Origin of the sequence: Polyangium jinanense, from assembly GCF_028435265.1 — a bacterium.
Lineage (GTDB): Bacteria > Myxococcota_A > Polyangia > Polyangiales > Polyangiaceae > Polyangium > Polyangium jinanense.
On the sequence record NZ_JAGTJK010000055.1, the window covers coordinates 54,284 to 79,186 of the forward strand.

The following is a 24,903-nucleotide window of genomic DNA, read 5'->3' on the forward strand; positions in this document are numbered from 1 at the left end:
GTCGTACCTGCGCTGTGTGACAGGACCGTGACAGAGGGGTGGAGCGGTGAAAAAAAGGGTCTGCGGGAGCGGGAGCGGCTTTCTCGGGCTCGGACGGGAGAGGTGGTTCGCGTGGACGGGAGAGGTGATTCGCGTGGACGGGAGAGGTGGTTCGCGTCGTAGCGAACGCGGAGGGGCGAGGGCGCGAGAGGGATTCACGTCCACGCGGGAGGGATTCGCGTGCACGCAAGGGTGGTTCGCGTCCACGCGAGCAGTGTTCGTGTCGGAGCGAACGTGGAGGGGCGAGGGCGCGGGAGGGATTCGCGTGCACGCGAGGGTGGTTCGCGTCCACGCGAGCAGTGTTCGCGTCGGAGCGAACGAGGAGGCCGAGGGCGTGAGAGGGATTCGCGTGCATGCGAGCGGTGTTCGCGTCGGAGCGAACGCCGAGGGCGAGGGCGTGAGAGGTGGTTCGCGTCCACGGGTAGTGCGGTCATTTGGCCGAAACTGCGGTCATTCGACCGATTCGTGACCGCGACCGCGTAGGATGTGCGTCGTCCGAAAGACGCCGCCCCGATGGCGCTAGACACACCACCGGGGCGACTTGACGCAACCACGCTGTCACGAGGTCACGCCCATGCACGATCTGTCATGGCCCGGTAGCTACGGCCAAAAGAACGATCCGCCCTGCCCGCCCGATCCTCCCGCCACGCCTGAGAGGCGCCGCCGCTCGGACGCGCTGAAGCTCTCCGACGAGGAGGTGAAGGCGGTCCGGGTCGCGGTCCGGAAGCTTCGCCGCGCGTTCGGGAGCTTCAACGCGCTCGCCGCCATGCTCGACGTCCCGGCGAACACGCTCCGCCGCTTCGCCAACCCGAAGGGCTCGCCGCCCACCGGCACCTTCGCGATCCACCTCGCCGCAGTGGCGAAGGTCCTCGTGGAGGTCCTTCTCGGCGGCAAGATGGTCGTGACGACGCCCGTCATCGGGAGGGCCGCATGACCCGCTCGCGTATTCGGGAACGGGCTCGCCTACGGGCGCCCATCGAGACCACCGACCCGGTCGCGCTGGCGGCCTTGCCGTGACATCTCATCGCGCGCCATCTCGCTTTCCGAACGCGCCTCGGTTGCTCACGGAGGCCGCACGGATGCTCGTGGCTGCCGCGCTGCGCTTCGTTCGGCTCGGGTTTCTCATTCTCTTTGCTGCTTGCGTGCCGGCGTTGCTCCTCGGGTGCGGCGCGACGCACGTGAACACGCAGGCGTGGGCGCAAGCGACGGCGGACGGAAAGCACCTGTTTCGCGTGTGCCGGCGCCATCCCCGCGTCGAACCGCATGCGCGCGCCTGGTATGACCTCGGCGACGGGGTCCCTCGAACGACGTTCCAGCCGATCGAGCGCTCCTGGAGAGTCGCTCGGTCAAGGCCGTTTACTTTTATGACCCCCACGCGCCCTCCGAGAGCCGGAAGCTTTTGGGGATCGCGTATCAGGATCTGCCCTGCGACAAACCTCCGCCGCCACCACCTCTGCCGAAGAAGCTGATCGCGAAAGCCCCGGCTCCCGCGCCTGCCGAGAAAGCGGAGGAGCCGCGCGGCACGACACGCACGACCGTCCGCATCGCGACTCGGCGGGCAGGAAAGAGGCCTCCGGAACAGCGTTTCATCGGGCAAACGGCGCCCACGCCCGCGCCGCCGCCGGTCCACGAGGACAAACCGCCCGAGTCCGTGGCGCAAGCGGAGAACCTCTGGGGGCTCAGCCCCGAGGAGATCGCCGCGCTCCTGGAAGATCGAGGCAACCAGTGCCAAGGACCTTGCCATGCGCGGCATCCCAACTTCCGGAAGGACGCCAAGAGGAGGCTCGCCGCCGGGAAAAACGGGCAGTCGTTGTCCACGGGGAGCGGCAGCGGCGGGGGCGCGAGCCAGCCGAAACCTGCGGCCCAGCCCACGCCGAAGCCCGCGGCGCAGCCCGCGCCGAAGACGACGACCAAGACGACCACCACCACCAAGACTGACGACGCAGCCGCCGGCGAATGGAGGTGGGGGAAGTGCGAGCGTACCGGCAGCCAGCGCGAATGCAGCAAAGGCTACGCCACGGGTGCCAAGTAAAACGCTTCGCAAGCAGTGGGATGCCGAAACCGGGCAGCCCTGGCCAAAGGACCCCAAGACTGGCAGAAACCAAGACGTCGCACATAAGAAACCGCTCGCCGATGGCGGTTCAAATGGCACGGACAACGTAGAGCCCATGCCACACAGTGAGCATGTTCGTCAGCACAGCCAAGCAGGCGACTTCAAGAGATGGGGAGCCCAGGGAGCCGAAACGAAAGGAACGAAATGAACAGCCATGTCGACCGCTCGACGATTCGGCCAACAACTGAAATGCGCGGGGAGGATGATGCTGAAACGAGCGAACTGCAGGTAATGCTTGAAACCGCTCGTAGTTACGTCACGAGTTTTGGCTGGTGCGATGGTATCGAGGAGGAGTTCTTCGGTTTGGGCATTGGCGGGATTGTCGGAGTGTTCTTGTTCCGAATTCGACCCGTCGGTGCGATCGATGAATGGCTCTGGGTCATCGCCGGCGACTTGCCATCTGCGTATCTGGTTACCGATAGAGCTGCATCGCCCACGGAAGCGCTCGAAGTCTACTGCGAGCTGATGGAGGACTGGATTCGCGTGGTGCGACGCGGTGGCGACCTTCGAGACGCGTTTCCTGTGTTGGCGGAGCCCAATCCCACAAATGCAGATCTGCTGGAGAGGCGCGTTGTATTCTTGCGAAATAGGATCATTACCCCCGGCGGCCGTTGACACACGACATCCACCCTCGTTCCCGCCTGTTCTCCGCGCCGACAACCCACGTCCCCGCCGCGGGACCTCTGGCACGAAGCCGAACGAGGCTCATCGGCGTCGGGACGCGATCGTCTCGCCGCCGAGCACGGGGCGGGGCGTGTTCCCCCGGGAAGGTCGAACCTCCAAACACGAACCCTCAACGTCGGATGTTCCTTGTCGAGCTGCCGAACAAGCAGCGTCGACCTTCCACGGGCCGTGTTCCGCCCCGGGACCGACCCGCATCCGGGCGAGCGTCGCCGGGCGGGCGCCGTCCCACGCGCCCTTGCCCGGCGATATCACCTGTCCGGCGGCGGAACATGCGGCGTCGACGTCCTCTGCCGCTTGTTGCGTCTCGTGGGGAGCCGGAGCCGGGGTCGCTCGCCGGTCTTGCTCCGGCCTGCTCGATGAACTGCGCATCGCGCAGTTCATCGACCCTGAGTCCAGCGCTTGCGCTGGTCCGGGTCGAGGGGCGGACAGCCCCCGTGGGGTCTGGGGCAAAGCCCCAGCGCAGCGGCTCCCGTGACCGTCACACCCACATCAGCGTTTCCGCATCCCAGCGCTTCCACGCGCCGTCGATCTCCTTGAAGAGGTCGCTGCCTCCGGCCACCGTCTTGAAGCGCGTCTTTTGCATCTTGGCCACGAAATCGGCCGTCTTGCCCGCGTAACTCGTGGTGACCTCCTTCCCGGGAACCGAGTGCATGGTCACCACGATCTCCGCGCCGCTCACCTCGGCGACGGCATAACCGTGCGTGTTGCTTTCGGCGTGGGCGAGGTGCGGGTTCACCTTCGTCTCGGTGTCGAGCACGAGATCGTCGATCTGGAGCGCGAGCAGCGGGGCCGCGGGGACCTGGCTCAGGACGGGATCGGACTTCACCTGCGAGCTGAGCTCGTCGCGAAAGGGCGTCGAGGAGACGGCGCCCGTCATGAACTCGACGATCTTTTTCGTGGGATCCTGCTCGGCCCAGGGCGTGCCGGCCATGAACGTATGCAAATCGCCGGTCAATGCGACGACGTTGCCGAGCCCGCCGATCTTGCCGAGGAGCTCGTTCCGTTTGTCACGAAACCCGTCCCAGCCCTCGACGCCCATGTAGAAGCGGCGCTGCACGTTCGCCGGAATGCCCGGGATCTGCCGCAGATCGACCTGGACCGGGACGATGTTGAACTCGTTCGCCCACACCTTCCACGTCTTCGTGGAGCCCGTGAGCGTCTCGAGGAACCAGGTCTCCTGCGCCTCGCCCATGACGTCCTGGGTCTTGGGATCCGCGGCGTAGCGGAGCGTGCTGAAGACGTCGAACGCGTCCTTGTGGACGAAATAACGCGTGCCGATCTGCGCGTAGAAGCTGACCTTGTTGAGGTCGAAATACGAAAGGCCCCGCGGCAGGCCGGTGGGGTCGATCGTCGGGATGGCCGGATCCGGCGGATTCGCGCCGCCGTTGATCTGCGCGACGACGGCGTTGATGTAATCGACACTCACGTTGCCCGTGACCTTCGTGGCGTCATAGTCCGCGGCCGTCGCCGCTTGCGAGAGGACGCCCTTGTAAAGGCCGCCCGCGTACGTCTCGATGTCGACGTAAGGCGTGGCGATCGTGGGGCCAGGCAAGCCGCCGGGCGAGGCCGTGAGCGTGGCCTGATCGAAGATGACAGCGCCGGGGAAGGCGTCTTCGGGGATCAGGTGATCGGGCCGGTAGGTCCGGAGGTCGGTCACGACCAGGTGGACGTGCTTGCCGAACGTGAAATCACGATAGATGCGGATGTCGTTCGGGTAGTCGGCGGCGGGGTCGTACTTGAATTCGGGGTCGTCGGCATAGTCGACGGGCTGGTACTCGAACCAGGCCTGGTTCGCGGCCTTCCGGCGCGCGACGTCGAGCTCGTCCGCGCGGCCGCTCAGGTAATTGCCGTTCGCGCCCCAGCAGTCGTTCGAGAATTCGTGATCGTCCCAGGTCGGGATCATCGGGAACTTTTCGTGAATGGCCTGGAGCGCGAGGTCGGAGCGATACGTCCGGTAGAGGTCGCGGTAGTTGTCGAGCGATTTTGCCGCGTAGAACTTCTCTTCGCCATTCGCCCCGAGCTCGATCGCCGAGGCCGGGTCGTGGAAGACGACCTTGCGCGCCTCGTCCGGCGTCTGGAACGAGGGGTCGCCCGTGGTCTCGTAAATGTAATCGCCGAGGTGCACCACGAAATCGAGCTCCTCGTCCCCCAGCGCGAGGAGCGTGTTGTAATACCGCCCGATAAAGTCCTGGCAGGAGACGAAGGCGAAGCGCACCGGCACGTCCGCGTCCTCTTCGGGCGCCGTCTTCGTGCGACCGACACGGGAGACGTAATAGATCCCGCCGCGCTCGTAGACGAATCGATAGTAGTAGGTCTTGCCGGGGTCACCGACGATGCGCGCCTTGACGCAGTTGTCGTAAGCGGCGAGGGCGCGGAGCTTGATGGGCTCGGAGACGGGCTGCGTGAATGCGGCGTCGAGCGCGACCTCGAGCTCGACGTCGAGGTCCCAGCCAGCCTTTTCGCTGTCGACGACGCGCGTCCAGACGACGACGCTCTTCGGGCGCGGATCCCCCGAGGCGACGGATTGCGGGAAATAACCCTTGCCCTCCACGAGCTCGCGATTGCCCGCGGTGCTCGAGGGATCATCGCCGCATCCAGGAACGAAGGCGGCGCCCAAGGTGACGACGGTTGCGCGAAGGAAGCTTCTACGGCTCAGCATGATCGAAATGTGCCAGAGCCGGGGGGCGCAGCAAAAGCCCGAACGGATTCTTTTTGGGAAGCTAGATGCGGTCGCGCGACGCCCGTTCACCCGTGGGCGGGAGCCGCACCGTGAACGTCGAGCCTTTTCCGAGCTGGCTCTCCACGTCGATCGTGCCGTTCATGAGCTCCACGAGGTGCTTGACGATACTGAGGCCGAGGCCCGTGCCCCCGAGGTCGCGCGAGCGGCCCGCGTCGACGCGGTAGAAGCGCTCGAAAATGCGGCCAAGGTGCGCCGGCGGGATGCCGGGGCCGTCGTCCTTGACGCTGAGCTCCACGCCGCCACCGGCTTTCGGGCGCGCGGCGACGACGACGTGCGCGCCTTCGCCCGCGTACTTCGTGGCGTTGTCGCACAGGTTCATGAGGACCTGCTCCATGGCGCGGCGATCGATACGCGCCGGGAGCGGGCTCTCGGGCCGCTCGATACGAAGCTCGACCTTGCGGCGACGCGCGGCCTCGTCGAGCAGGCGCGCGACGTGCGTGACGGCGGGAATCACGTCCTGCTCGACGAGCTTCAAGCGGTAGTTCTTGCTTTCGATCTTCGAGAGGTCGAGCAGGTCGTCGACGAGCTGCCGCAGGCGCTTGGCGTGACGATCGATGACGTCGACGAACTCGGCAGCTTCTTCGGGCTCGGCGAGCGCGCCAGCCAAGAGCGTCTCGGCCGCGGTGCTGATGGCCGTGACCGGGGTGCGGAGCTCGTGCGAGACGTTGGCCACGAAGTCGGTGCGGATCGTCTCCAGGCGCCGGAGATCCGTGACGTCGTGGAAGACGGCGATGAGGCCACGATCGTTGGTGCTCTGACGATCACGATCCTTGCGGGTCGGGAGCTTGGAGACACGCACGAGGAGCTTGCGCGGGAGCAGGCCCGAGAGCTCGACCTCGCGCACGACGGCTTCGCTGCTCGCGGCGGCGCGATCGAGCGCCTCCTGGAGCGAGGCGTTGCGGATGACCTCGATGACGCTCTTGCCGATCGTGCCTTCGCCGACGAGCGTCATGCCGCGCAGCGCGCGGTTCGCGAGGACGATCCGCGCGTCGCCGTCGGTGACGAGCACACCCTCGTTCATGCCGTCGAGAATCGAGGCGAGGAGATCACGCTCGTCACGGAGCTCTTCGATCGCGGCGAGCAGCTCGCTCGAGAGGCGGTTCAACGCGCGGCCGAGCTGCGCGGTCTCGTCGGTGCCCTGCGCAGGCGCGTGGATCGCGAGGTTGCCGCCGGCCATCGCCAGCGCAGCCTCGGTCAAGCTGCGGACGGGGCGCGTGAGCAAGTACGTGCCGAACGCGCTCATCGCCACGGCCGCGGCGATCGCGACGGCGATGCCCACGAGCAAGAAGAGGCGCGCGCTGCCGATGGCGGAGTCGACGCCCGTGAGCGGCACGGCGATGCGGACGACGGAGACGCCGTGCTCGGGCTTCGGGTAGCGCCGCGCGGCGTAGATCATGCGCTGGCCGAGGGTGCCGCTGTAGCGGAACGCGCTGCCGGTGCCGGTCGCGAGCGCAGACGCGACCTCCTCACGCGAGGCGTGGTTTTCGGTCCGCGAGATCTCGCCCGGCGTGAGCTCGGAGTCGCCGAGCACGGCGCCGCCCGGGACGATGAGCGTGACGCGTCCGCCGGAGAGCGCGCCGAGCTCGTCCGCGAGCGCATCGATCGTGGCGCCCTCGGCGCACGGCGCGGCCTCGCAGCGGCGGCGGACGATGTCCTCGCAGAGGCGAAGCTCGCCCGTGAGCTGCACCATCGTGCGCTCGATCATGAGCGTTTCGAGCGAGCGGGTGCCGAACCGCTCGATCGCGAAGCCCGCGGCGAGCATGAGCACGACCGACGCGATGATGAGCTTCGCGCGGATGCCGAGGCGGCCGATCATTCGTCCGAGGGCGCGGAGAGCTCGCCGGGCTCGGCGCGGAAGCGATATCCGACGCCGCGCACGGTCTCGATGTAGTCACCGGCGAGGCCGAGTTTTTCGCGCACGCGCTTGACGTGCGTGTCGACGTTGCGGGCCGTGACGTCGACGTGCGAGCCCCAGACCTCGTCGAGCAGGACGTCGCGGGTCATGACGCGGCCACGGCGATCGAAGAGCACGACGAGCAGCTTGAACTCGAGCGCGGTGAAGGAGATCTCCTCGCCGTTCACCCAGGCGCGGTGCGCGGCGCGATCGACGCGGAGGATGCCGAAGTCGATCTTCGCGCCCTCCGTCGGCGTGCCCTCGGCGCGGCGAAGGATCGCGCGTGCGCGCAGGATGAGCTCGCGCACGGAGAAAGGTTTGACCACATAGTCATCGACGCCGAGCTCGAAGCCGACCACGCGATCTACCTCTTCGCCTTTGGCCGTGACCATGATGACCGGGATGCTCGCCGTCTCCGGGCTTTGCTTGAGGCGTTTGCACACCTCGGTGCCCGGCATGTCGGGGAGCATGAGATCGAGGATCACGAGGTCGAACGGCTCTTCTTTGACCGCGCGGAGCGCAGTCTCGCCGTTCATCGCGGAGACGACGTCGAACCCCGCCTGCTTGAAGTTGTAGGACAGGACGCGCTGAAGGTCGCGCTCGTCCTCGACGATGAGAACGTTCGTCGGCATGCGTGGGCCCCACCTCTAGCAGCCTTGTGTGACAGGCGTGTGGAGTCGGGTCCAGCACGGGGGCGAGCCGAGCCATGGGGGGACGCGTCCCTACCGCCGAGGCAATAACGACGGTCCGGCGCGAGCTTTCCTTGCGCGCACGCTCTCTTTCTTCTAGTAGGGGCGCCTCATGGCTCTGGAGCGCACTCTTTCCATCGTCAAGCCCGATGCGGTCGAGAAGAACCACACGGGCGCGATCATCGCCCGCCTCGAACAGGAGGGCTTCATCGTTCGCGCGATGAAGCGGGTCCACCTCAGCCGCGCCGAGGCCGAAGGCTTCTACGCGGAGCACCGTGGACGCGGCTTCTTCGACGAGCTCGTCACGTTCATGTCCCGCAGCCCGATCGTCATCATGGCGCTCGAGCGCGAGGACGCGATCGCGAAGTACCGCGAGGTCATCGGCGCGACGAACCCCGCGAACGCCGCCGAAGGCACGATCCGCAAGCTGTACGCCGCGAGCGTCGGCGAGAACGCTGTGCACGGCTCGGACAAGCCCGAGTCCGCGGCCCGCGAGATCGCCTACTTCTTCGCCGGCTACGAGGTTTCGCCTCGCGCGTGACCGGATCGGAGCGCGGAGAAACCCCGCTCGCCATCGCGCGCGGCGCGGTCCGTGAGGGCCTCGCCGCGCTCGAAGGCTTTTCCGATTTGCTCGGCTCGCGCCGCATCGGGCCACGCGCCCTCGCGCAAGCGAGGACCGAGATGGTCCCGGCCTGCGAGGCGCTCCGCGAGTCCTTTTCCGCGCTCGAACAAGCGTTCGTCGCATCGTTCGCCTCCGACGAAGAGGCCCAGGCGCAAGCCCGTACCCTCGGCGCGCACGCAGGCGCGTGTGTCGCTGCCCTTTCGTCCGCCCTCTCTGACGGTGGTTCGCTTTCCGATGCGCGGCGACGCCTCGCGCTGGAAGCCGCCGTTCGCAAGCATGGAGCGGAGCTAAGGGACGCGTTCGCGGTCGCGGAGCTCTTCGCCGCGGCCGTCGCGCCCACGCCCACGGAGCTCGATCTCGTGGACGTGCTGGAGCAACGGTTCGGCGCGAATCGATCCGCCGAGGAGGGGGTGGTTCGGATCGCGGTGGATGCGCCGCGGCCTTCGTGGCTCGTGGCAGATCGGCACGTGCTCGGCGGGCTCGTGGAGCTCGCAGCGCCGATCGCCTCGCGGCGCGGGACGGTGACGGCGCGGCTCGGCGTCGCGCGTTCGTCCGGGGGCGGGCTCCTCGTTCGCTTGAGCCCGGCGCCGCGAAATGCCCCGGCGACGCGGATCGTGCTGTCCGTGACGGCGCGGGGTGAAGTGCCGGGCTCGCTCGGGATCGCCCGTGTGGCTGCACGTCGCGCGAAGCTCGGGCTCACGATCGACGTGGCCGCGGGGATCGTGTCGATGGAGAGCGAGCGCGAGGCGCCCTGAAATCCGTGCTAAGTCGGCCGGGATGAACCTCGCCGATTCCCTCGCGCCGCTCGTCTCGGCCGCCTTCGCCGATCGTTCGCTCCTGAAGGATCCCGAGCACGAGCGCGCCGTCCTGCAGACGATCGACGCGCTCGATCGTGGCGTTCTCCGCGTCGCCGAGCCCGTCTCCGAGGGCAACTGGGTGACGCACGCGTGGGTGAAGCAGGCCATCCTGCTCTACTTCGCCGTGCAGAAGATGTCGGTGATGGAGGCGGGGCCGCTCGAGTTCCACGACAAGATCCCGCTCAAGCGTGGCCTCGAAGCCGCGGGCGTGCGTGTCGTGCCGCCGGGCACGGTGCGCTACGGCGCGTTCCTCGAGCCGGGCGCGATCCTCATGCCGGGCTACGTGAACATCGGCGCGCGCGTGGGCGCGGGGTCGATGGTCGATACGTGGGCGACCGTGGGATCGTGCGCGCAGATCGGCCGCGATTGCCATCTCGCGGGCGGTGTCGGGATCGGCGGCGTGCTCGAGCCGCCGAGCGCGCAGCCGGTGATCATCGAGGACGGCGTGTTCGTCGGGTCGCGCGTGATCGTGGTCGAAGGCGTGATCGTGGAGCGCGAGGCGGTCCTCGGCGCGGGTGTCGTGCTGACGGCGTCGACGGCGATCCTCGACGTCACGGGCTCCGAGGTCGTGGAGCACCGCGGCCGCGTCCCCGCGCGCAGCGTCGTCATCCCCGGCATGCGGCCGAAGCGTTTTCCGGCGGGCGAGTTCGGCGTACCGTGCGCGCTCATTATCGGAAAGCGCAGCGAGTCGACCGATCGCAAGGTGTCGCTGAACGCAGCGCTCCGGGACTTCGCGGTGGCGGTATGAGCGGGGTCGAGGCGAGGCTCGTCGAGACACTTCTTTGGCTCTGCAACATTCCCTCGCCGATCGGGGAGGAGCGCCTGATCGCCGACGCGGTGATGGAGCGTGTCTCCCGCGCGTCGCTCGCCGCGCCGCCGCGCCGTCACGGCGACTCGATCGTCGTGCCCGTCACGCGAGGCACGGGCGGGCCGCGTGTCGCGCTCGCGGGGCACCTCGACGTCGTGCGCACGTCGCACGATGGTCCGCCGCGCGTCGAGGGCGACAAGCTCTACGGTCCCGGCGCTTCGGACATGAAGTCGGGCTTGGCGCTGATGCTCGATCTCCTGGAGCACGGGGCGCGCGAGATCGCAGGCACGGATCTCACGTTGATCTTCTACGCACGTGAAGAAGGCCCATACGCGGAGAACGAGCTCGGCCGCGTGCTCGCGGACGATCCCGAGGCGACGGCCGTGGATCTCGCCGTCTGCATGGAGCCTTCGGACAACAAGCTCAGCCTCGGCGCGTCAGGCTCGATCCACGCGCGTCTCACGTTCGAGGGGCGCACCGCGCACAGCGCGCGGCCGTGGCAAGGCGAGAACGCGATCCACAAGGCCGGCCCGTTCCTCACCGAGCTCGGCGCGCGCGAGCCGCGCACGGTGATCCTCGATGGTCTCGTCTACCGCACAGTGACGTCCGCGACCCTCGCCGAGGGCGGCCGCGGCCGGAACGTCGTGCCCGACGCATTCACGCTCAACCTGAACCACCGGTTCTCGCCCGACACGTCGATCGCCGAAGCGCAACGCGAGATCGAAGCGCTCGTCGCAGGCCGCGCAAAGATCGAGTGGACCGACCTCTCCCCATCCGCGCCGCCGCACGCCTCGCACCCGCTCGTCGTCGCACTCAAGGACGCAGGCGTAGCCGGCGTGGAGGCAAAGCAGGCATGGACCGACGTCGCGCGGTTCGCCGCGCTCTCCGTGCCCGCCGTGAACTGGGGCCCAGGCGTGAACGCGCAGGCGCACCAGCGAAACGAGTGGACGTCGATCCCACTGCTCGTGGAAGGTCGCGCGATCCTCGGTCGGTTCTTCGAGGCGATCGGGCGGCGGTAGCTGGGGGCGTTTCGCTGGGGCGTTGCCCCAGGCCCCACCGGGGCTGTCCGCCCCTGGACCCGGACCAGCGCAAGCGCTGGACCCGGGGTCGATGAACTGCGCTGCGCGCAGTTCATCGAACAGGCCGAGTCAAGACCAGCGACGACCCTGCCAACCAAGACAGCCGCGCTGCCATTTCAACTGGCAACGCCGTCCCACCGGCCCGTTGGAAGAACTGCGCGCAGCGCAGTTCTTCCACCAAAGGTCCAGGGCTTGCCCTGGTCCGGGTCGAGGGGCGGATAGCCCCCGCGGGGTCCGGGGCAGCGCCCCGGCGCGGCGGCGCCTCAGGGCAGCGCCCCGGCGCGGCGGCCCTCAGCCTAGCCGTCGACGTGCACGAGTGAGTACACGGCTGGCCGCGTGTTTTCGCTGTCGAGCCGCGATCGTCCTGCGAGGAAATCGAGCTCCACGACGAATGCGAATGCCTCGACGGTCCCGCCCTGCCTGCGCGCGAGCTCGGCTGCTGCGCTCGCCGTGCCGCCTGTGGCGAGCACGTCGTCGACTACGAGCACGCGTGCGCCTTTCGGGATCGAATCCATGTGCATCTCGAGCTCGGCCTCGCCGTATTCGAGCGCGTACGTCAGCCGATCTGTCTTCCAGGGCAGCTTGCCGAGCTTGCGGACGGGAACGAAGCCTGCGTTGAGCCGCGTCGCGACGGCGCCGCCGAAGATGAACCCGCGCGACTCGATGCCCACGACGATGTCGATGCGCTCGCCGATGAATCGCTCCGCGAGCAGATCGATCGTGATGTGCAGCGCCCGTGGATCCGCGAGCAGCGGCGTGATGTCCTTGAACAGGATGCCGGGCTTCGGGAAGTCGGGCACGTCCCGCAGCTTCGATTGCAGGTACGCGAGCGCATGCGCCCCGGGCAGCTTGTCGGGATCGAACGTGGTCGTCATTGCGGAGAAGACTAGCCTTCGCGTTCTCCGAGGGAAACGGCTGCGCACGTCGCCACGCAGAGGTCGCGGTGCTCGTGCGACGTGAGATCCAGCGTGAGCGGTGTGACTCCCACCGCGCCCTCGTCGAAGGCCTCGGTGTCCGAGCCGTGCACGTGATCGTGCCGCACGCCGCCGCCGCCGATCCACAGGTACTCCTGCCCGCGCGGATCCTCCCGGAAGATCACGCTCTCCGTGTAGAGCCGCGCGCCGAGCTTCGTGGGACGAACGGACCACGCATTCCCCGGCGGCACGTTCACGTTGAAGAGCGGCGCGCGCGGAGTGGGCGTGCGCCGGAAGGTTGCGAGCGTCTCCATCGCGATCCGCGCTCCGATCGCAGCGGCCGCGGCGCGATCGGCCTTCGCGTCGGCCGACACCGCGACCGCCGGAACGCCGCGCATCGCTGCCTCGCGCGCGGCCGCGACCGTGCCCGAGTAGAACACGTCGACGCCCAGGTTGAGCCCGTGGTTCATCCCCGACACCACGAGATCGGGCTTCCGCGGCAAGACCCGGCCGTTCGAGTGCATCGCCACGTAGACGCAGTCCGCCGGCGTCCCGTCGATCGCGAACACGTCCTCCGAGACCTTACGAAGCCGTAGGATCCGGTGCAGGCTGAGCGAGTGGCTCGTGGCGCTCTGGTTCACCTCGGGCGCGCACACGATCACGCGACCGTGCCGGGCGAGCGCCTCGTGCATCGCGCGCAGGTTCTCCGCGGCGAAGCCGTCGTCGTTCGAGAGCAGGATCAGCGGGCGAGAGTCCTCCACGGGTCATCCTCCGAGCAGGCGCTTCGGCAGTGCGGCGACGAGCTCGAAGACCGCCGCGATGCGGCCGAACAAGCCCGCGCCGCCCCGGGCGCGCGCCATCGCGAAGGCAATCTTGCGCAGCACCGGCGTGTACGGGTACCACCAGAGCTCGCGCGCGGCCTTGTTGCGGTCCTCGAGGACGAACTGCGGGCGCGTCAATTCGGCCAAGGCGTGCGGGCTGTTCGTGATGCCGTACCCGCTCTCGCCCGTGCCCGTCCAGGGCGCCGCGGCCACGGCCGCCGTGAACCCGTGGTTGTTGATCGTCACCACGCCTGTCTTGAGACGCCGCGCGAGATCGTGCGCCGCGCCCACGCGCCGCGTCCACACGCTCGTCGTCAGGCCGAACGTCGACGCGTTCACCCGCGTGATCGCGTCCTCGGCGCCGTCCACGAGCACGATCGGCAGGATCGGCCCGAACGTCTCTTCCCGGAGCAGCGGCGTGTCCTCGCGATCGAGCTTCACGACGGTCGGCGCGAACGCGAGGGATCCCGCTTCGGGCGCGCCGCCTGCGAGCACCTCGGCGCCGGCGGCCTCGGCCTCGGCGAGGTGACGCCGCACGATGTCGCACTGCCGCGACGTCGTCAGCACGGCCGTATCGCGGCCCGGCTCGAGCTTCTTCGTCAGCTCCACGAGGCGCGGCACGAGCTTGTCCGCGATCTTCCGATCCACGTACACGCGCTCGATCGACGCGCAGTTTTGCCCCGCGTTCGTGAACGCGCCCCACACGATGCCGTTCGCCGTCCGCTCGATCGGCGCGTCCGCGAGCACGATGGCCGCGTCCTTCCCGCCGAGCTCGAGCGAGCACGGGATCAGCCGCTCCGCGCAGCGCACTGCCACGCGCCTGCCCGTCGCCACGCTGCCCGTGAACACCACGATGTCCGCTTCATCGACGACCGCCGCGCCCCCGTCTCCGCCGCCTTGCACGAGCGAAAGGAGCCCGTCCGGCAGGAGCCCTTCGAACAACGACGCCACGAGCGCGCCGGCCCGCGGCGTGATCTCACTCGGCTTGAACAGCACCGCGTTGCCCGCGAGCAGTGCCGGCACGATCGTCCGCAGCGGGATCGCCACGGGGTAATTCCACGGCGTGATGAGCCCGACGAGCCCGCGCGGCGCCTTGTGGATCCGGCCGAGCTTCCCGGGATACGCGAGCGGATCGAACTCGACCATCGTGCCTTCGAGCAGCTCCTCGATCGCGTCGGTCCAGTACTCGACGAGGTCTGCGTTCGGCAGCACCTCCGCGAGCGCCGCCTCCTCGACGGGCTTGCCGCACTCGCGATGCACGAGGTTCGCGATCTCCTCGGCGCGCGCGAGGATGCGCTGCTTCACGGGCGCGATCACGCTCGCCCGCTCGCGCGCCGTCTTCGCGGCCCACGCCTTTTGCGCCTCACGCGCCTTGCGCGCGAGCGCCGGGATCTCGCTCGGCGACGTCGCCGTCACGGCCGGCAGGGCGGATCCATCGAGCGGACTTTGCGTGGGGAAGGGGCCGCTCGCCCCGTCCGTCGCCGGCGTCGCTCGAGGCGCGCTCGTTGCGCTCGTCTCGTTCGTCTCGTTCGTCTCCGGGGCGTCCGCCTGCGCCTCGGCCGCTTGCCCATCTTGCTGCACGTCCATGCGGCGCGGAGCCTACCATTCCATCTGCGGCTCTGCCCCACCCGCGTTCGAAACGAAGAAGCCCCGAGGCGTGGGGCCTCGAGGCTTCCTCGATGGTGCGCCGCTCTCGCGGCGACCTTCACGGCACGTTGATGGTGACGGTGTTCGCCTTCTGGCAGTTGATCACGGCCGACTGACCCGGCGTGAGCCACTTGGCCTTCGTCGGGTTCGTCTCGCCCATATCGGCGAGCCGGATGAACTTCGGACCGCAGTCGACCTCGAGCGCCTCGCCGGTGTTGCCGACCAGCTTGCCGGTCAAGAACACGAGCGCCTGCTTGTTCGAGCTCACGGTGAGGATTCCGCGCGTCGCCGGCAGCGTCGCCGGATCCTTCGCCGGCGGAGCTTCCGTGGTCGGCGCGGCGCTGGCGCTCGTCGCGGGTGCGGCCGAAGCGCTGCCCGCGGGCGCGGCCGACGCGCTCCCGGGCGGAGCGGCCACAGCGCTGTCCGACGGCGCCGGCGCCGTCTCCGCGGTGGCGGGCGTCGGCGCAGCCTTCACCGTCTCCGTGGGCGTGGGCGTCGGCGTCGGCGTCACGGAGCCGCCCGTGTTTCCGGGCTGCGTCCCACCGGGCAGGCCGCCGATCCAGCCCTTCTGCATCGCGACGAACGCACCCGCGCCGATGAGCAAGAGAGCCGCGGCGACGAGCAGCCACCCGGGCAAACCCTTCTTCGGCTCCGGCTCCGGCTTCGTCTCGACCGGCTCCTTCGCCACGACGACCGGCTTCTTCTCCACCGGCGGCTTGGTCTCGGCGACGGGCTTCTTCTCGACCTCGGGCTTCTTCGTCGGCAGCGGCGGCTTCGCGACCGGCTTCTTCTCCGGCTCCGGCTTCGGCTCGAGCTCCGCGGCACCGAGCTCGATCGAAGCCTCCTCGGTCTCCACCTCGGGCTTCTTGGCCGGCGCGGGCTTCTTCTCGGACTCGGGCTTCTTCTCGGGCGCGGCAGCCTCGATCTCGACGACGGCCTCGGGCTCGGGCTTCTTCTCGGGCGCGGGCTTCCTCTCGGATTCGGGCTTCTTCTCGGGCGCGGCAGCCTCGATCTCGACGACAGCCTCCGGCTCGGGCTTCGCTTCGAGGACGGGCTCCTGTGCCTGCTCGGGCTCGGGCTTCTTCTCCGGCTCGGCCGACTTCGCGAGCGCTGCGACGAGCGCGGCGCTCGGCTTCGACGTCGAGGCGGGCTCGAACAGCTTCGTCGGCTCGGCATCTTCGCCGTCGCCGTCCTCCTCGATCGCAGAGGGCAAACCCGTGCTCGTCTCCGGCTTCTTCGCAGCCGCGGGACCGGTCCCGATGAGGGCCTCGATCTGCTCCGGCGCCAGGGCAAGCGGCGCGGTGATCGCGTCGGAGTCCTGGAGCGGCGGCGGACGCGAGTCGCCGGCCTCTTCGCCTTCGCCGACACCGGGCAGCGTCCTCTTGAGCTCGTCGACCGGCACGGCCGGCTTCGTGGCGATGGGCGTCGCGGTGGGCGTCGTGAGTTTGGGCAGCGCGGCCGGCTTCGTGGGAGCGGGCGTCGTCGCGGCCGGCTTCGCGCCCGTAGCGACGGGCGTGATCGGCTTCGGGCCAGGGATGGCCGCGGGCTTGGCGGCGGCCGGCGTGACGGCGGCCGGCTTGGCAGCCGTGGTGACAGGCGCGATCGGCTTCGGACCCGGCACGGCGGCAGGTTTGGCAGCCGTGGTGACGGGCGCGGGTTTGGCCGGAGGCGTCTTCGGCGTGCCCAGCGGAGTTGCGATGGCCACGCCCTTCGCGGGCGACGCATCCTTCGCGGGCGCCTCGTCCCAGAGGTCGTCGCCGATGTCGGGCTTCTTCGTGACGATGGGCGTCGCGGCCTCAGCGAGCGTGGGGATCGGGGCGCCGACCACGTCGTCCCCCGGCTTCACCGCGAGCGAGCCGATCCCGGCACGCTCGGGCCGGGGCAACGCGGCGTTCTTCTGGACCTTTTCAAGGAGCGCTTCCAGCGCCGCGATTCGTTGTTCGACGTTCACGCCTCGGGAGTCTACCCAATCGCGCGGCTCCTGACGAGGATCCGACGGGATGCGCAAGAAACTTGCGTTTTGGGGGCGCCGCGCCGGGGTTTCACCCCGGACCCCGACGAGGGGTTATCCACCCCTCGACCCGGACCAGGGCAAGCCCTGGACGCGGGGCGACAGTGCGCGATGCGCACTGTCGACAGGGAAAACGTCCCCAGCACGTACGGCAGCACTGCTGTCTTGGCTGGCGAGGAGGTTCGTGGTCTTGCCACGGGCCGTCGGAAAAACTGCGCATCGCGCGGTTTTTCCGCTTTCGGTCCAGGCCGTGCCTGGTCCGGGGTGCAGGGGGCGGACAGCCCCCTGCTGGGGTGCGGGGCAACGCCCCGCGCATAACCCACCCGTCAGAGACGGAGCGAATAGAACTCCACGACCCGCTGCACATCGACGGGGAACAAGGCCGAGGAGGCGTCTGGCAGCGCCGTCACGGTGGCGCTGAACGCGGCCTTGTCGACGTTGAGCCACGAGGCGCGCTCCATCGTCTCGTCTGCGACTGAGGAGAGCACGTGCGGGTTTTTCCAGACCCTGGGCACGAGGGAAATCGTGTGCCCCTGGTCGACCCGGAACGAGGCGATGTCGACGCGCCGCCCGTTCACGTGCACGAAGCCGTGGCAGACGAGCTGCCGTGCTGCGGGGATCGTGCGCGCGAAGCCAGCGCGGAACACCACGTTGTCGAGGCGTCGTTCGAGCAGCTCGACGAGCTTGTCGCCGGGGGCGCCTTGGCTTCGCCCGGCTTCGACCATGAGGCGCCGGAGCTGCACCTCGGAGACGCCATAACCGAAGCGAAGCTTCTGCTTCTCGATCAAGCGGAGCTTGTACTCGGAGAGTTTGTGCCGCGCCTGCCCGTGTTGACCTGGCGGGTACGGACGTCGATCGATTTTCTTGCGCGAAAACCCCGGAAGATCGCAGCCGAGGGCGCGCATCACGCGAACGCGGGGACCTGTGTAGCGGCTCATGGAAACCCAGGCTACCGCTCCGATATGAAAATGACAATGAAAATCGTTTTCATTTGTGGGCGAGACAAACGTGCGCCGCGATGGTCGCCGGAAAGACGTTCGTCGCGGTGTTCCGAGGGGGGGTTGGGCGAGCGGGGAGGGGGCGGGAGGTGCTCCGGATCCGGAGCTTCGTGGGCGTGAGACGTGAGGGCCGAGCCCCCACTGTTCTCAGAGCGTCTCGAGGTACGCGACGAGGTCGTCGACCTGCGCCGGCGTCAGGTGCGACGTCACGCCGTGCTTGTCGCCGCCGCCGCAGGCCGGGTTGAAGCGGTCACGCAGCGTCGCGGCGCAGCCGTCGTGCATGAAGGGCGCGCGGTCCGCGATGCCCATCAGCGTCGGCACCTGGAAGGCCTTGCCCGTGCCCACGTCGGCCCAGTCGTTGTTCGTCAGCTTCTCGCCGTTGTGGCAGGTCGCGCAGCCGACCTTCGCGTCGAGGTAGAGCTCCTTGCCGCGCTCCACCGCCGTCGTGTCGGCGACCTCGGCCTTCGGCAGCACCGGCTGCGCGTCGATCCAGCGACCGACGAGCCGCGATTGACGCGGGCCGAGCGGCTGGCCGCCCATGCGGTTCACGAACACCTCGCTCATGATGTGGCCGAGGTCTTCCATGTCGCCGTCCCAGTGCAGCGGCGCCGTCGCCAGGATGCCGCCGCGGATCGACTGCGTCCGGCGCGGACCGATCGGGTTGAAGTTCCAGGTCCGGGCGTCATCCATCGCCTCCGGGTGACAGGACGCGCACGCGAGCGAGTTGAAGCCCGTCGCGCTCTGGTGGAACACGTCGTGCCCCGTGTCGCGGCGGCTCTCGCCGGGCAGCTCGATCGTCTGTCCCGTGCCCGGCAGGTAGATCGCCGCGGGCTCGCGCAGCTGCACGGCGAGCTCTCCGCCGGCCCAGTATTGCGCCGCGATCGGCTGCCCGGGCACCGGCTCGGCGAACGAAGGATCGCAGCCCGTCGACTGGTTGGCCGCGATCGAGGCCCGCGACGTCCGCAGGATCGCGTTGTTGCCGGCGGCGACGATCGTCACGTCGCTCTCGTTCGGCGAGACGGCGATGTCGACGGGCAGGGCCGAGCCGGAGAGCGACGCGCCGCCGAGGGGCGGGATCACGATGGGCACCGTCTCGTCGCCGGGCTCCACCTCGGTCACCGTCGTTTGCACGATGCTCCCGTCGCAGCCGCCGCCGCTGCCGTAGCCGCCGGGCTGCTCGATCACCACCGCGTTCGCCGTCCCGCGCTGATGCACCATGATCGCGCCGCCGCTCGGCCGCGACACCATGCGCCACGCCACGGCCGGCTCGAAGTGCGAATCCCCGCCGGTGAACGGATCGAAGGTCTTCACCTTGGCCGGCGCCTCGCGCTGCCAGATCTTGCCGTCGATGCCCACGACGAGCACCTCGGCCGAGCGGAAGCGGCTCACGAGCAGCTTGTCGCCTTGCACCACCACGTCGCGCAGATCGCGCTCGAGCTTCAGCACGCGCGTCGCTGCGCCGCCGCCCGCGGGCAGCGTCACGAGCTCACCCGTCTGACAGGCCACGTGGAGGCGGTCGTTTTCGGCCTCGTAGGCGATGCCGCGCGGCGTCGCGCAGACCTGGCGACGCTCGATCAGCTTGCCGCCGGCCACGTCGATCGACGCCACGGCGCCGCCCGAGCGGAGGGCCACGTGGGCGCGGCCTTCGTTGTCGATGGCCACGCGCCCGGGCTCGTCGCCTTCTTCGAGCGTGACCTTGGCTTTCAGGGCACGGGCTTCGAGGTCGACGATCCAGACCACGTCGCGGTCCGGGTCGGCGGCGACGGCGGTCTTGCCGTCATCTGCGATGGCGAGGGTGCCACCGGAGATGGCAGGCGGCGAAACGGCGGCGACGGCGATGTCCTTGTTGGGGACGAAGGTGTCGTCGATGCCTGAGCATCCGGCGGCGATGCTGGCGCCGGCGAGGGAGACGAGGAGCAAGGCGAGCGGGCGTCGAAGATGGGTTCGCATGAGGCCTCCGCGCTTCGCTTGGCAAATAAGAAGCCAAGCCTTGTCGAATTCTCGCCACTTCCGGTTCGCGCGCCAACTGCGCGTGAATGAAACGGAACCTCAATCGGGATGCGGGGTTGCACTCGGGGGGGAGGCGCGTACGCCCGTGAAGGAGGGTTCGCGCTGGGCGAGAACTGGTGTGCCAGCCGGCGCCGCTATGACGCGGATGTCACACCAGCTCGAAGACCTGGTCGAAGGAGTCGCCCTCCATGTCGACGACGATTCGTTGATCGGTGGCTTCGATGCCTTCGAGGCGCACGGAGAAGAAGAACTTGCTCGCGCTCAGGGTCTCGGCGCCGCGGAAGGACAGGGCGGCGCCGCCTTCGACGAGGCGGGCATCGCCGGAGACGCGGGCGGCGATGCGGAGGTCGAATCGTTTGAGGGGGATGCGCAGCGCGGGGCCTTCGTTGAGGAAACGCGTCGCGTCGCCCTCGCGGCGGAAGACGGCGTTGCCGCGGGCTTCGAGCTGCTTGCGGACCTCGGGCTTCAATCGATCACCTGCGACGCTCTCGACGATCGAGAGGAGGGGCACCTCGCCTCCGTCCCGCACGGCGGGAACGAGGGTTTCGAGCAACTTCACGACGGACCCGCGTAGCTCCGGGCGCCGATGGGTCTGGACGGGCATCGATACCTCCAAGGCTTCGCCTTCTCGATGTCGTCGGGTGAGCGAAAACGCAAACAGAATCGCGCGATATGTCGGAGGCGGAAAAAGGGGCGCGAATGCGCCGAAGAGGGGTCGGCGCGTCCGGAGGTGTCTTTGGAGGAGCACCAAAGAGGGGTCGGCGCGTCCGGAGGTGTCTTTGGAGGAGCACCAAAGAGGGGTCGGCGCGTCCGGAGGTGTCTTTGGAGGAGCACCAAAGAGAGGTCGGCGCGTCCGGAGGTGTCTTTGGAGGAGCACCGAAGAGAGGTCGGCGCGTCCGGAGGGGTCTTTGGAGGGGCGCCAAAGAGGGGGCGGCGCGTCCGGAGGTGTCTTTGGAGGGGCACCAAAGAGAGGTCGGCGCGTCCGGAGGGGTCTTGGGGAGGGCGCCAAGCAGAACTCCGGGCGGGCGGAGGGGGCCTTGGCGCGCGTCCGGTGGGATTCCGCGCAGTTTTCGCACGGTTCCCGCGCGCGCCGGGTACGCCTGCCAGCCACGAATGCCGCGAGTGCCGGCAAACCACGTCGCTCACGTGGGGCCGCTTTCCAAAATAAAGCTGGAGGATGGTAATGCGCAGCCCCGCAGCGTCGTGCCATTCCCATTAAATATCTCGACGACGTCCCGGCTGCCTGTCATTCAATTGCCCATGACCGACACCGATTGACGCGCCGGCCTCATTCGGCCTCTTCCAGCGCGCACCGGCATCCTTCGTTTGGCCCTCGTCCTCGCGGCGACCGCGTCGGCCCGGCTCGGCCATTCGCACACCTCCTTTGAAAGGCGCACCCATGCACCGTTATCATTCCAATTCTTGCATTTCTATGCTCGCCCTCCTCCTCGCCGCCTCCACGGCCTCGTGTGTCGCCTCCGAAGACGTCGTCCTGGATGACGAGATCGAGGCCGCCGAGAGCGACGTGGACTCCACGAGCGATACGGCCGACGACGAAGCGAGCGACGAGGACGTCGCGGAAGACACCGTCGCGACCGCCGAGACCGAGGAGACCGACGAAGCCGAGAGCGCGCTTTCGTCGCCGCGCGCCGAGACGGTGCGCCTCGTCCCTGCACAGGGCCACACCGGCACCCAGCGCGTCAATTTCGCGATTCCCCTCGCCCCCGGCGAGCTCTTCGAGGAATCCATGGTTCGCGTGATGCACGAGGGCCGCGACCTGCCCCTCGCGCGCCGCGGCCTCGCCCGTCATGCCGACGGGAGCCTCCGGAGCGTGCAGATCCAGGTTGACGTGGCCGTGGCCGGCGAGACGGAGCTCCGCGTGATCGTGGGCGAGCGCTCGAAGGCCGGCGCGCTTTCGATGGTCCCCGTGCAGCAGACGCTGGTGAACGCGGACGGGACGCTGGGGCCGCGCGTGTATGCGCTCCTTTCGCCCCAGCGGCTCGCGAAGAGTGGCGTGATGGGCACGATCGCCCCGGAATCCGAGACCGCAGGCTCGCCGTACGACGGCTGGGCGAAGGTCTGCGATTACAACAAACACGACGTCGACGCGTTCCTCCCGAAGAAGGGCGACCCCGCGGTCTGGCTCTACGATCGCGGCACCACGTTTTACCGGGGTTATGCGCGGCGGGGCGACGTCGAGACGCTCCGCACGGCTTACGCCGAGACCGCGCTTTACCGCGCCGGCATCTCCGGCAGCGGGAAGAACCTGGAGATCGGCATTCCCAAAAAGGCGAACGATCCGAAGTATCATTATAGCCAGAACCTCGCGATCCATTACCTCCTGACCGGCGACGATCGCTTCCGCGAGGCCGCGGAGAGCGTGGCCGATCGAATGGCTTCCATCTGGAAGCCCCGGTACAAGGGGAAGGACACGGGCCTCTGGACCGAGCGCCATGCGGGCTTCTACCTGCTCGACATGACGTACGCGATGATGGTCTCCGACGATCAAAGCGCCCATTTCCAGGAGCTCGCCGATAACGCGGTCGACGCCTACCTCGACGTCCAGGCGACGTATCCGCAGGGCTACGGCGATTCGAATGCCCGCTGCTTCGCCCATCACGCCGGCGCGCATGGCGAGGGGTATGGGTACTTCGGCTGCAGCCCCTGGATGAGCGCCATCCTCGCCGACGGCCTCGATCTCTACGCGAGCGAGCGCGGTGGCCAGCGCGAGAACCAGGTGCACGCGTCGATCGTGAAGCTCGGCCGCGCCATCGCGCGCGAAGGGATGGACAGCTCGGGCAAGCCCTACTACTTCATGGGCGAAGGCGGAACGGGCCGGGGCGAAGAAGACCCGGACAACGAGCACTGGGGTGAAGCCGCGTACGTCATGGCCATGGCCTACCACTACTCGCACGATGCTTCGCTCGCGAACGCCGTCGGCGGGCTCGTGGCGAAGCTCAAGCAAAACGGCCGCGCGCCGCACATGCGAAGCTTCAACTGGCAGTGCCGCAGCGCCGTGGCCACGCCGGCGTACATGCGCTGAAGAAGCGTCACGACCCGGGGGTCACGAATCCACGTGGCCCCGGCGTGATGCCGCGAATGTAAAGTCGTGCATGGGCGCTTGACGGGAGAGGCGAGCGCCCATAAGTGACCGGCGGGTCAACATGACGTCCTCTGTCTCCCGCTTCGCGTCTTCGTCCTCGCCCCGGAGAGCCCACCGCGCCTTCACGGCGTGCACGCTCGCCCTGCTGCTCGGCGCCCCCGCCGCGGCCCTCGCGCAACCCCAACCTGCGCGCGAGCCCGCGCCGCCCGCGCCGGCCGCCCCCGCCCCCGCGGCCGCGCCTGCGCCGCCTCCCCCCGCGGCCGATCGCATCGCCGAGGCCCTCGCGCCCCAGCCCGGAGGCCTGACACCGGACGAGGCGGCGCGCATCGCGCTTCGCACCCGCCCGTCGCTCCGCGTCAAGCAGGCCGAGCTCCGCGCCGCCGCGGCGCGTGTCGATCAGGCGCTCCTCAACTACCTGCCGCAGGTCACCGTCGCCGCGGGCTACACGCGCCTCTCCCGGGTCCAGAACGTGCTCGGCGCGCCGTCGACCGCCTATGTCGGCACGAACCTGGACCCGGCGAACCCGCAGGTGATCCCCGTGCAGCAAGGGCCCCTCGTGTCGAGGCCGTGCCCGCCCCCGCTCTCGGGCAACTGCGTCACGGACATCGCGGGCACGCCGATCACCGCGGTGCAGACGCCGGGCTTCTCGTTCCCTGTCCTCCTGAACTCGTACTCGCTCACGGCGTCGATCGCGCTGCCGATCTCGGACTACGTGCTGCGTATCTCGCAGGGCTACGCGTCCGCCTCGCACGCCGAGAGCGCGAAGCGGATCGAGCTCGAGGCCGAGGGGTTGACGATCGCCGCGGACGCGAAGGTCGCGTTCTTCAACTGGGTCCGCGCCAAGGGCAGCGCTGTCGTCGCGACAGAGGCCGTGGCGCAGGCCGAGGCGCATCTCAAGGACGCGAACCTCACCTTCCAGGCGGGCCTCATCTCGAAGGCCGATGTGCTGCGCCTCGAAGCGCAGGTCGCGTCTGCGCAGCAGGTGCAGGCCGACGCGGATGCGCTCGCGTCGCTTGCCGAGGAGCAGATCCGCATCTCGCTCATGCTCCCGGCTGGCAAGCCGCTCACGATCGGCGTCGACGTGCTGCATGCGTCGGCGGAGCCGAGCACGGTGCAGCTCGCGGCGCTGCAGGACGAGGCGCTTGCGCGGCGGCTGGAGATCCGCGCGCTCGACGAGACGGAGTACTCGCTGAAGAAGCAGGTCTCGCTGGCGCGTGCGGGTTACTTCCCGCGCGTCGACGGGTTTGCCGAGGGGCAGTACCAGAACCCGAACCAGCGCGTCTTCCCGCAGGCCGACGAGTTCCGGTTCACATGGAATGCGGGCGTCAGGCTCTCCTGGACCATCAACGACACGCTCACGGCGATCCCTGCCGTGACCGAGGCGAAGTCGCGCGTGGAGCAGATCGCCGCGCAGAAGGAGCAATTGCTCCAGGGGCTCAAGGTCGAGGTTGCGTCGGCCTACGCGGAGCTCAAGCGCGCGGAGGCGAACATCGACGCTGCCGATCGTGGGCTCGCTGCGGCGGAGGAAGGGCTGCGTGTGCAGAACGAGCTCTTCCGTGCGGGGCGTGCGACGGGCGTGGCGCTCGTCGACGCCGAGGCCGAGCTCACGCGCGCGCGCTTGCGCCGCGTGGACGCGCGCGTCGGGATCCTCGTGGCCCGCACGCGACTCGAACACGCGACGGGACGCGACGTGGAAAAGGCCTCCACGGCACCGAAGAACCCCTAAGAGGTTGCTGCCACGGCGCGAGGCTTTGCCCCGCACCCCAGAAGGGGGCTGTCCGCCCCCTTCACCCCGGACCAGCGCAAGCGCTGGACTCGGGGTCGATGAACTGCGCGATGCGCAGTTCATCGAACAGGCCGTGGCAAGACCCGCG

Annotated in this window: 19 protein-coding genes; 9 read left to right on the plus strand and 10 right to left on the minus strand. The window is 68.8% G+C overall.

Annotated elements, in window-relative coordinates; all coding sequences use genetic code 11:
- Positions 1 to 613: 613 nt before the first annotated feature.
- The 3 genes from KEG38_RS46270 (at position 614) to KEG38_RS46280 (ending at position 2,767) form a co-directional block, all read left to right on the plus strand.
- A complete protein-coding gene (locus KEG38_RS46270; protein WP_272427206.1) occupies positions 614 to 973 on the plus strand; it encodes a hypothetical protein in 360 nt (119 codons plus the stop codon).
- A gap of 465 nt (positions 974 to 1,438) precedes the next feature.
- Complete coding sequence (locus KEG38_RS46275; RefSeq protein ID WP_272427207.1) at positions 1,439 to 2,071, plus strand: hypothetical protein; 633 nt, start codon at positions 1,439 to 1,441, stop codon at positions 2,069 to 2,071.
- A 225-nt stretch (positions 2,072 to 2,296) separates the two neighbouring features.
- Positions 2,297 to 2,767: a hypothetical protein gene (locus KEG38_RS46280; protein WP_272427209.1), complete on the plus strand. Its 471-nt coding sequence runs from the start codon at positions 2,297 to 2,299 to the stop codon at positions 2,765 to 2,767.
- A gap of 547 nt (positions 2,768 to 3,314) precedes the next feature.
- Here the strand turns inward: KEG38_RS46280 and KEG38_RS46285 are convergent.
- The 3 genes from KEG38_RS46285 to KEG38_RS46295 form a co-directional block, all read right to left on the minus strand.
- Complete coding sequence (locus KEG38_RS46285; protein WP_272427211.1) at positions 3,315 to 5,495, minus strand: alkaline phosphatase D family protein; 2,181 nt, start codon at positions 5,493 to 5,495, stop codon at positions 3,315 to 3,317.
- Between the two features lie 61 nt (positions 5,496 to 5,556).
- Positions 5,557 to 7,392 carry a HAMP domain-containing sensor histidine kinase gene (locus KEG38_RS46290; RefSeq protein ID WP_272427213.1) on the minus strand — a complete coding sequence of 612 codons (1,836 nt, stop codon included), beginning with the start codon at positions 7,390 to 7,392 and terminating at the stop codon, positions 5,557 to 5,559.
- Positions 7,389 to 8,102: a response regulator gene (locus tag KEG38_RS46295; RefSeq protein WP_272427216.1), complete on the minus strand. Its 714-nt coding sequence runs from the start codon at positions 8,100 to 8,102 to the stop codon at positions 7,389 to 7,391. The genes KEG38_RS46290 and KEG38_RS46295 overlap by 4 nt, the downstream gene beginning before the upstream one ends.
- Before the next feature lie 169 nt (positions 8,103 to 8,271).
- Here KEG38_RS46295 and ndk point away from each other — a divergent pair, with 169 nt between their 5' ends.
- The 4 genes from ndk to dapE are packed head-to-tail and all read left to right on the plus strand — an operon-like array spanning position 8,272 to position 11,465.
- A complete protein-coding gene (ndk, locus tag KEG38_RS46300) occupies positions 8,272 to 8,700 on the plus strand; it encodes a nucleoside-diphosphate kinase (protein WP_272427217.1) in 429 nt (142 codons plus the stop codon).
- Positions 8,697 to 9,536 (plus strand): hypothetical protein, encoded by an 840-nt coding sequence (locus KEG38_RS46305; RefSeq protein ID WP_272427218.1) that lies wholly within the window; start codon positions 8,697 to 8,699, stop codon positions 9,534 to 9,536. Before ndk ends, KEG38_RS46305 begins: the two co-directional genes overlap by 4 nt.
- Positions 9,537 to 9,558: 22 nt before the next feature.
- Positions 9,559 to 10,386 (plus strand): 2,3,4,5-tetrahydropyridine-2,6-dicarboxylate N-succinyltransferase, encoded by an 828-nt coding sequence (locus tag KEG38_RS46310; RefSeq protein ID WP_272427219.1) that lies wholly within the window; start codon positions 9,559 to 9,561, stop codon positions 10,384 to 10,386.
- Positions 10,383 to 11,465, plus strand: coding sequence for a succinyl-diaminopimelate desuccinylase (gene dapE / locus KEG38_RS46315; RefSeq protein WP_272427220.1), 1,083 nt, complete (start codon positions 10,383 to 10,385; stop codon positions 11,463 to 11,465). Before KEG38_RS46310 ends, dapE begins: the two co-directional genes overlap by 4 nt.
- A gap of 356 nt (positions 11,466 to 11,821) precedes the next feature.
- On the opposite strand, the gene KEG38_RS46320 is transcribed toward dapE, so the two are convergent.
- The 7 genes from KEG38_RS46320 to KEG38_RS46350 all read right to left on the minus strand — a co-directional run bounded on the left by KEG38_RS46320 (position 11,822) and on the right by KEG38_RS46350 (position 20,530).
- Positions 11,822 to 12,400, minus strand: a complete 579-nt coding sequence (locus tag KEG38_RS46320; RefSeq protein ID WP_272427221.1) for an adenine phosphoribosyltransferase — start codon at positions 12,398 to 12,400, stop codon at positions 11,822 to 11,824.
- 11 nt (positions 12,401 to 12,411) lie between these two features.
- On the minus strand, positions 12,412 to 13,200 hold the full coding sequence (surE, locus tag KEG38_RS46325; RefSeq protein WP_272427223.1) for a 5'/3'-nucleotidase SurE: 789 nt from the start codon (positions 13,198 to 13,200) through the stop codon (positions 12,412 to 12,414).
- Positions 13,201 to 13,203: 3 nt separating this feature from the next.
- The gene (locus KEG38_RS46330) at positions 13,204 to 14,847 is read right to left on the minus strand and encodes an aldehyde dehydrogenase family protein (protein ID WP_272427225.1); all 1,644 of its coding nucleotides are present in this window, start codon (positions 14,845 to 14,847) and stop codon (positions 13,204 to 13,206) included.
- A 118-nt stretch (positions 14,848 to 14,965) separates the two neighbouring features.
- Positions 14,966 to 16,858, minus strand: a complete 1,893-nt coding sequence (locus KEG38_RS46335; RefSeq protein WP_272427227.1) for a hypothetical protein — start codon at positions 16,856 to 16,858, stop codon at positions 14,966 to 14,968.
- Positions 16,859 to 17,244: 386 nt separating this feature from the next.
- Complete coding sequence (gene rpsD / locus KEG38_RS46340; RefSeq protein ID WP_272427229.1) at positions 17,245 to 17,856, minus strand: 30S ribosomal protein S4; 612 nt, start codon at positions 17,854 to 17,856, stop codon at positions 17,245 to 17,247.
- Between the two features lie 207 nt (positions 17,857 to 18,063).
- Positions 18,064 to 19,866, minus strand: coding sequence for a c-type cytochrome (locus KEG38_RS46345; RefSeq protein ID WP_272427230.1), 1,803 nt, complete (start codon positions 19,864 to 19,866; stop codon positions 18,064 to 18,066).
- 208 nt (positions 19,867 to 20,074) lie between these two features.
- Positions 20,075 to 20,530, minus strand: coding sequence for a hypothetical protein (locus KEG38_RS46350; protein ID WP_272427232.1), 456 nt, complete (start codon positions 20,528 to 20,530; stop codon positions 20,075 to 20,077).
- An 828-nt stretch (positions 20,531 to 21,358) separates the two neighbouring features.
- Here KEG38_RS46350 and KEG38_RS46355 point away from each other — a divergent pair.
- Positions 21,359 to 22,969 (plus strand): hypothetical protein, encoded by a 1,611-nt coding sequence (locus tag KEG38_RS46355; protein WP_272427233.1) that lies wholly within the window; start codon positions 21,359 to 21,361, stop codon positions 22,967 to 22,969.
- A 121-nt stretch (positions 22,970 to 23,090) separates the two neighbouring features.
- Entirely contained in the window at positions 23,091 to 24,755 is a 1,665-nt protein-coding gene (locus KEG38_RS46360) for a TolC family protein (RefSeq protein ID WP_272427235.1), read from the plus strand.
- Positions 24,756 to 24,903: the final 148 nt, after the last annotated feature.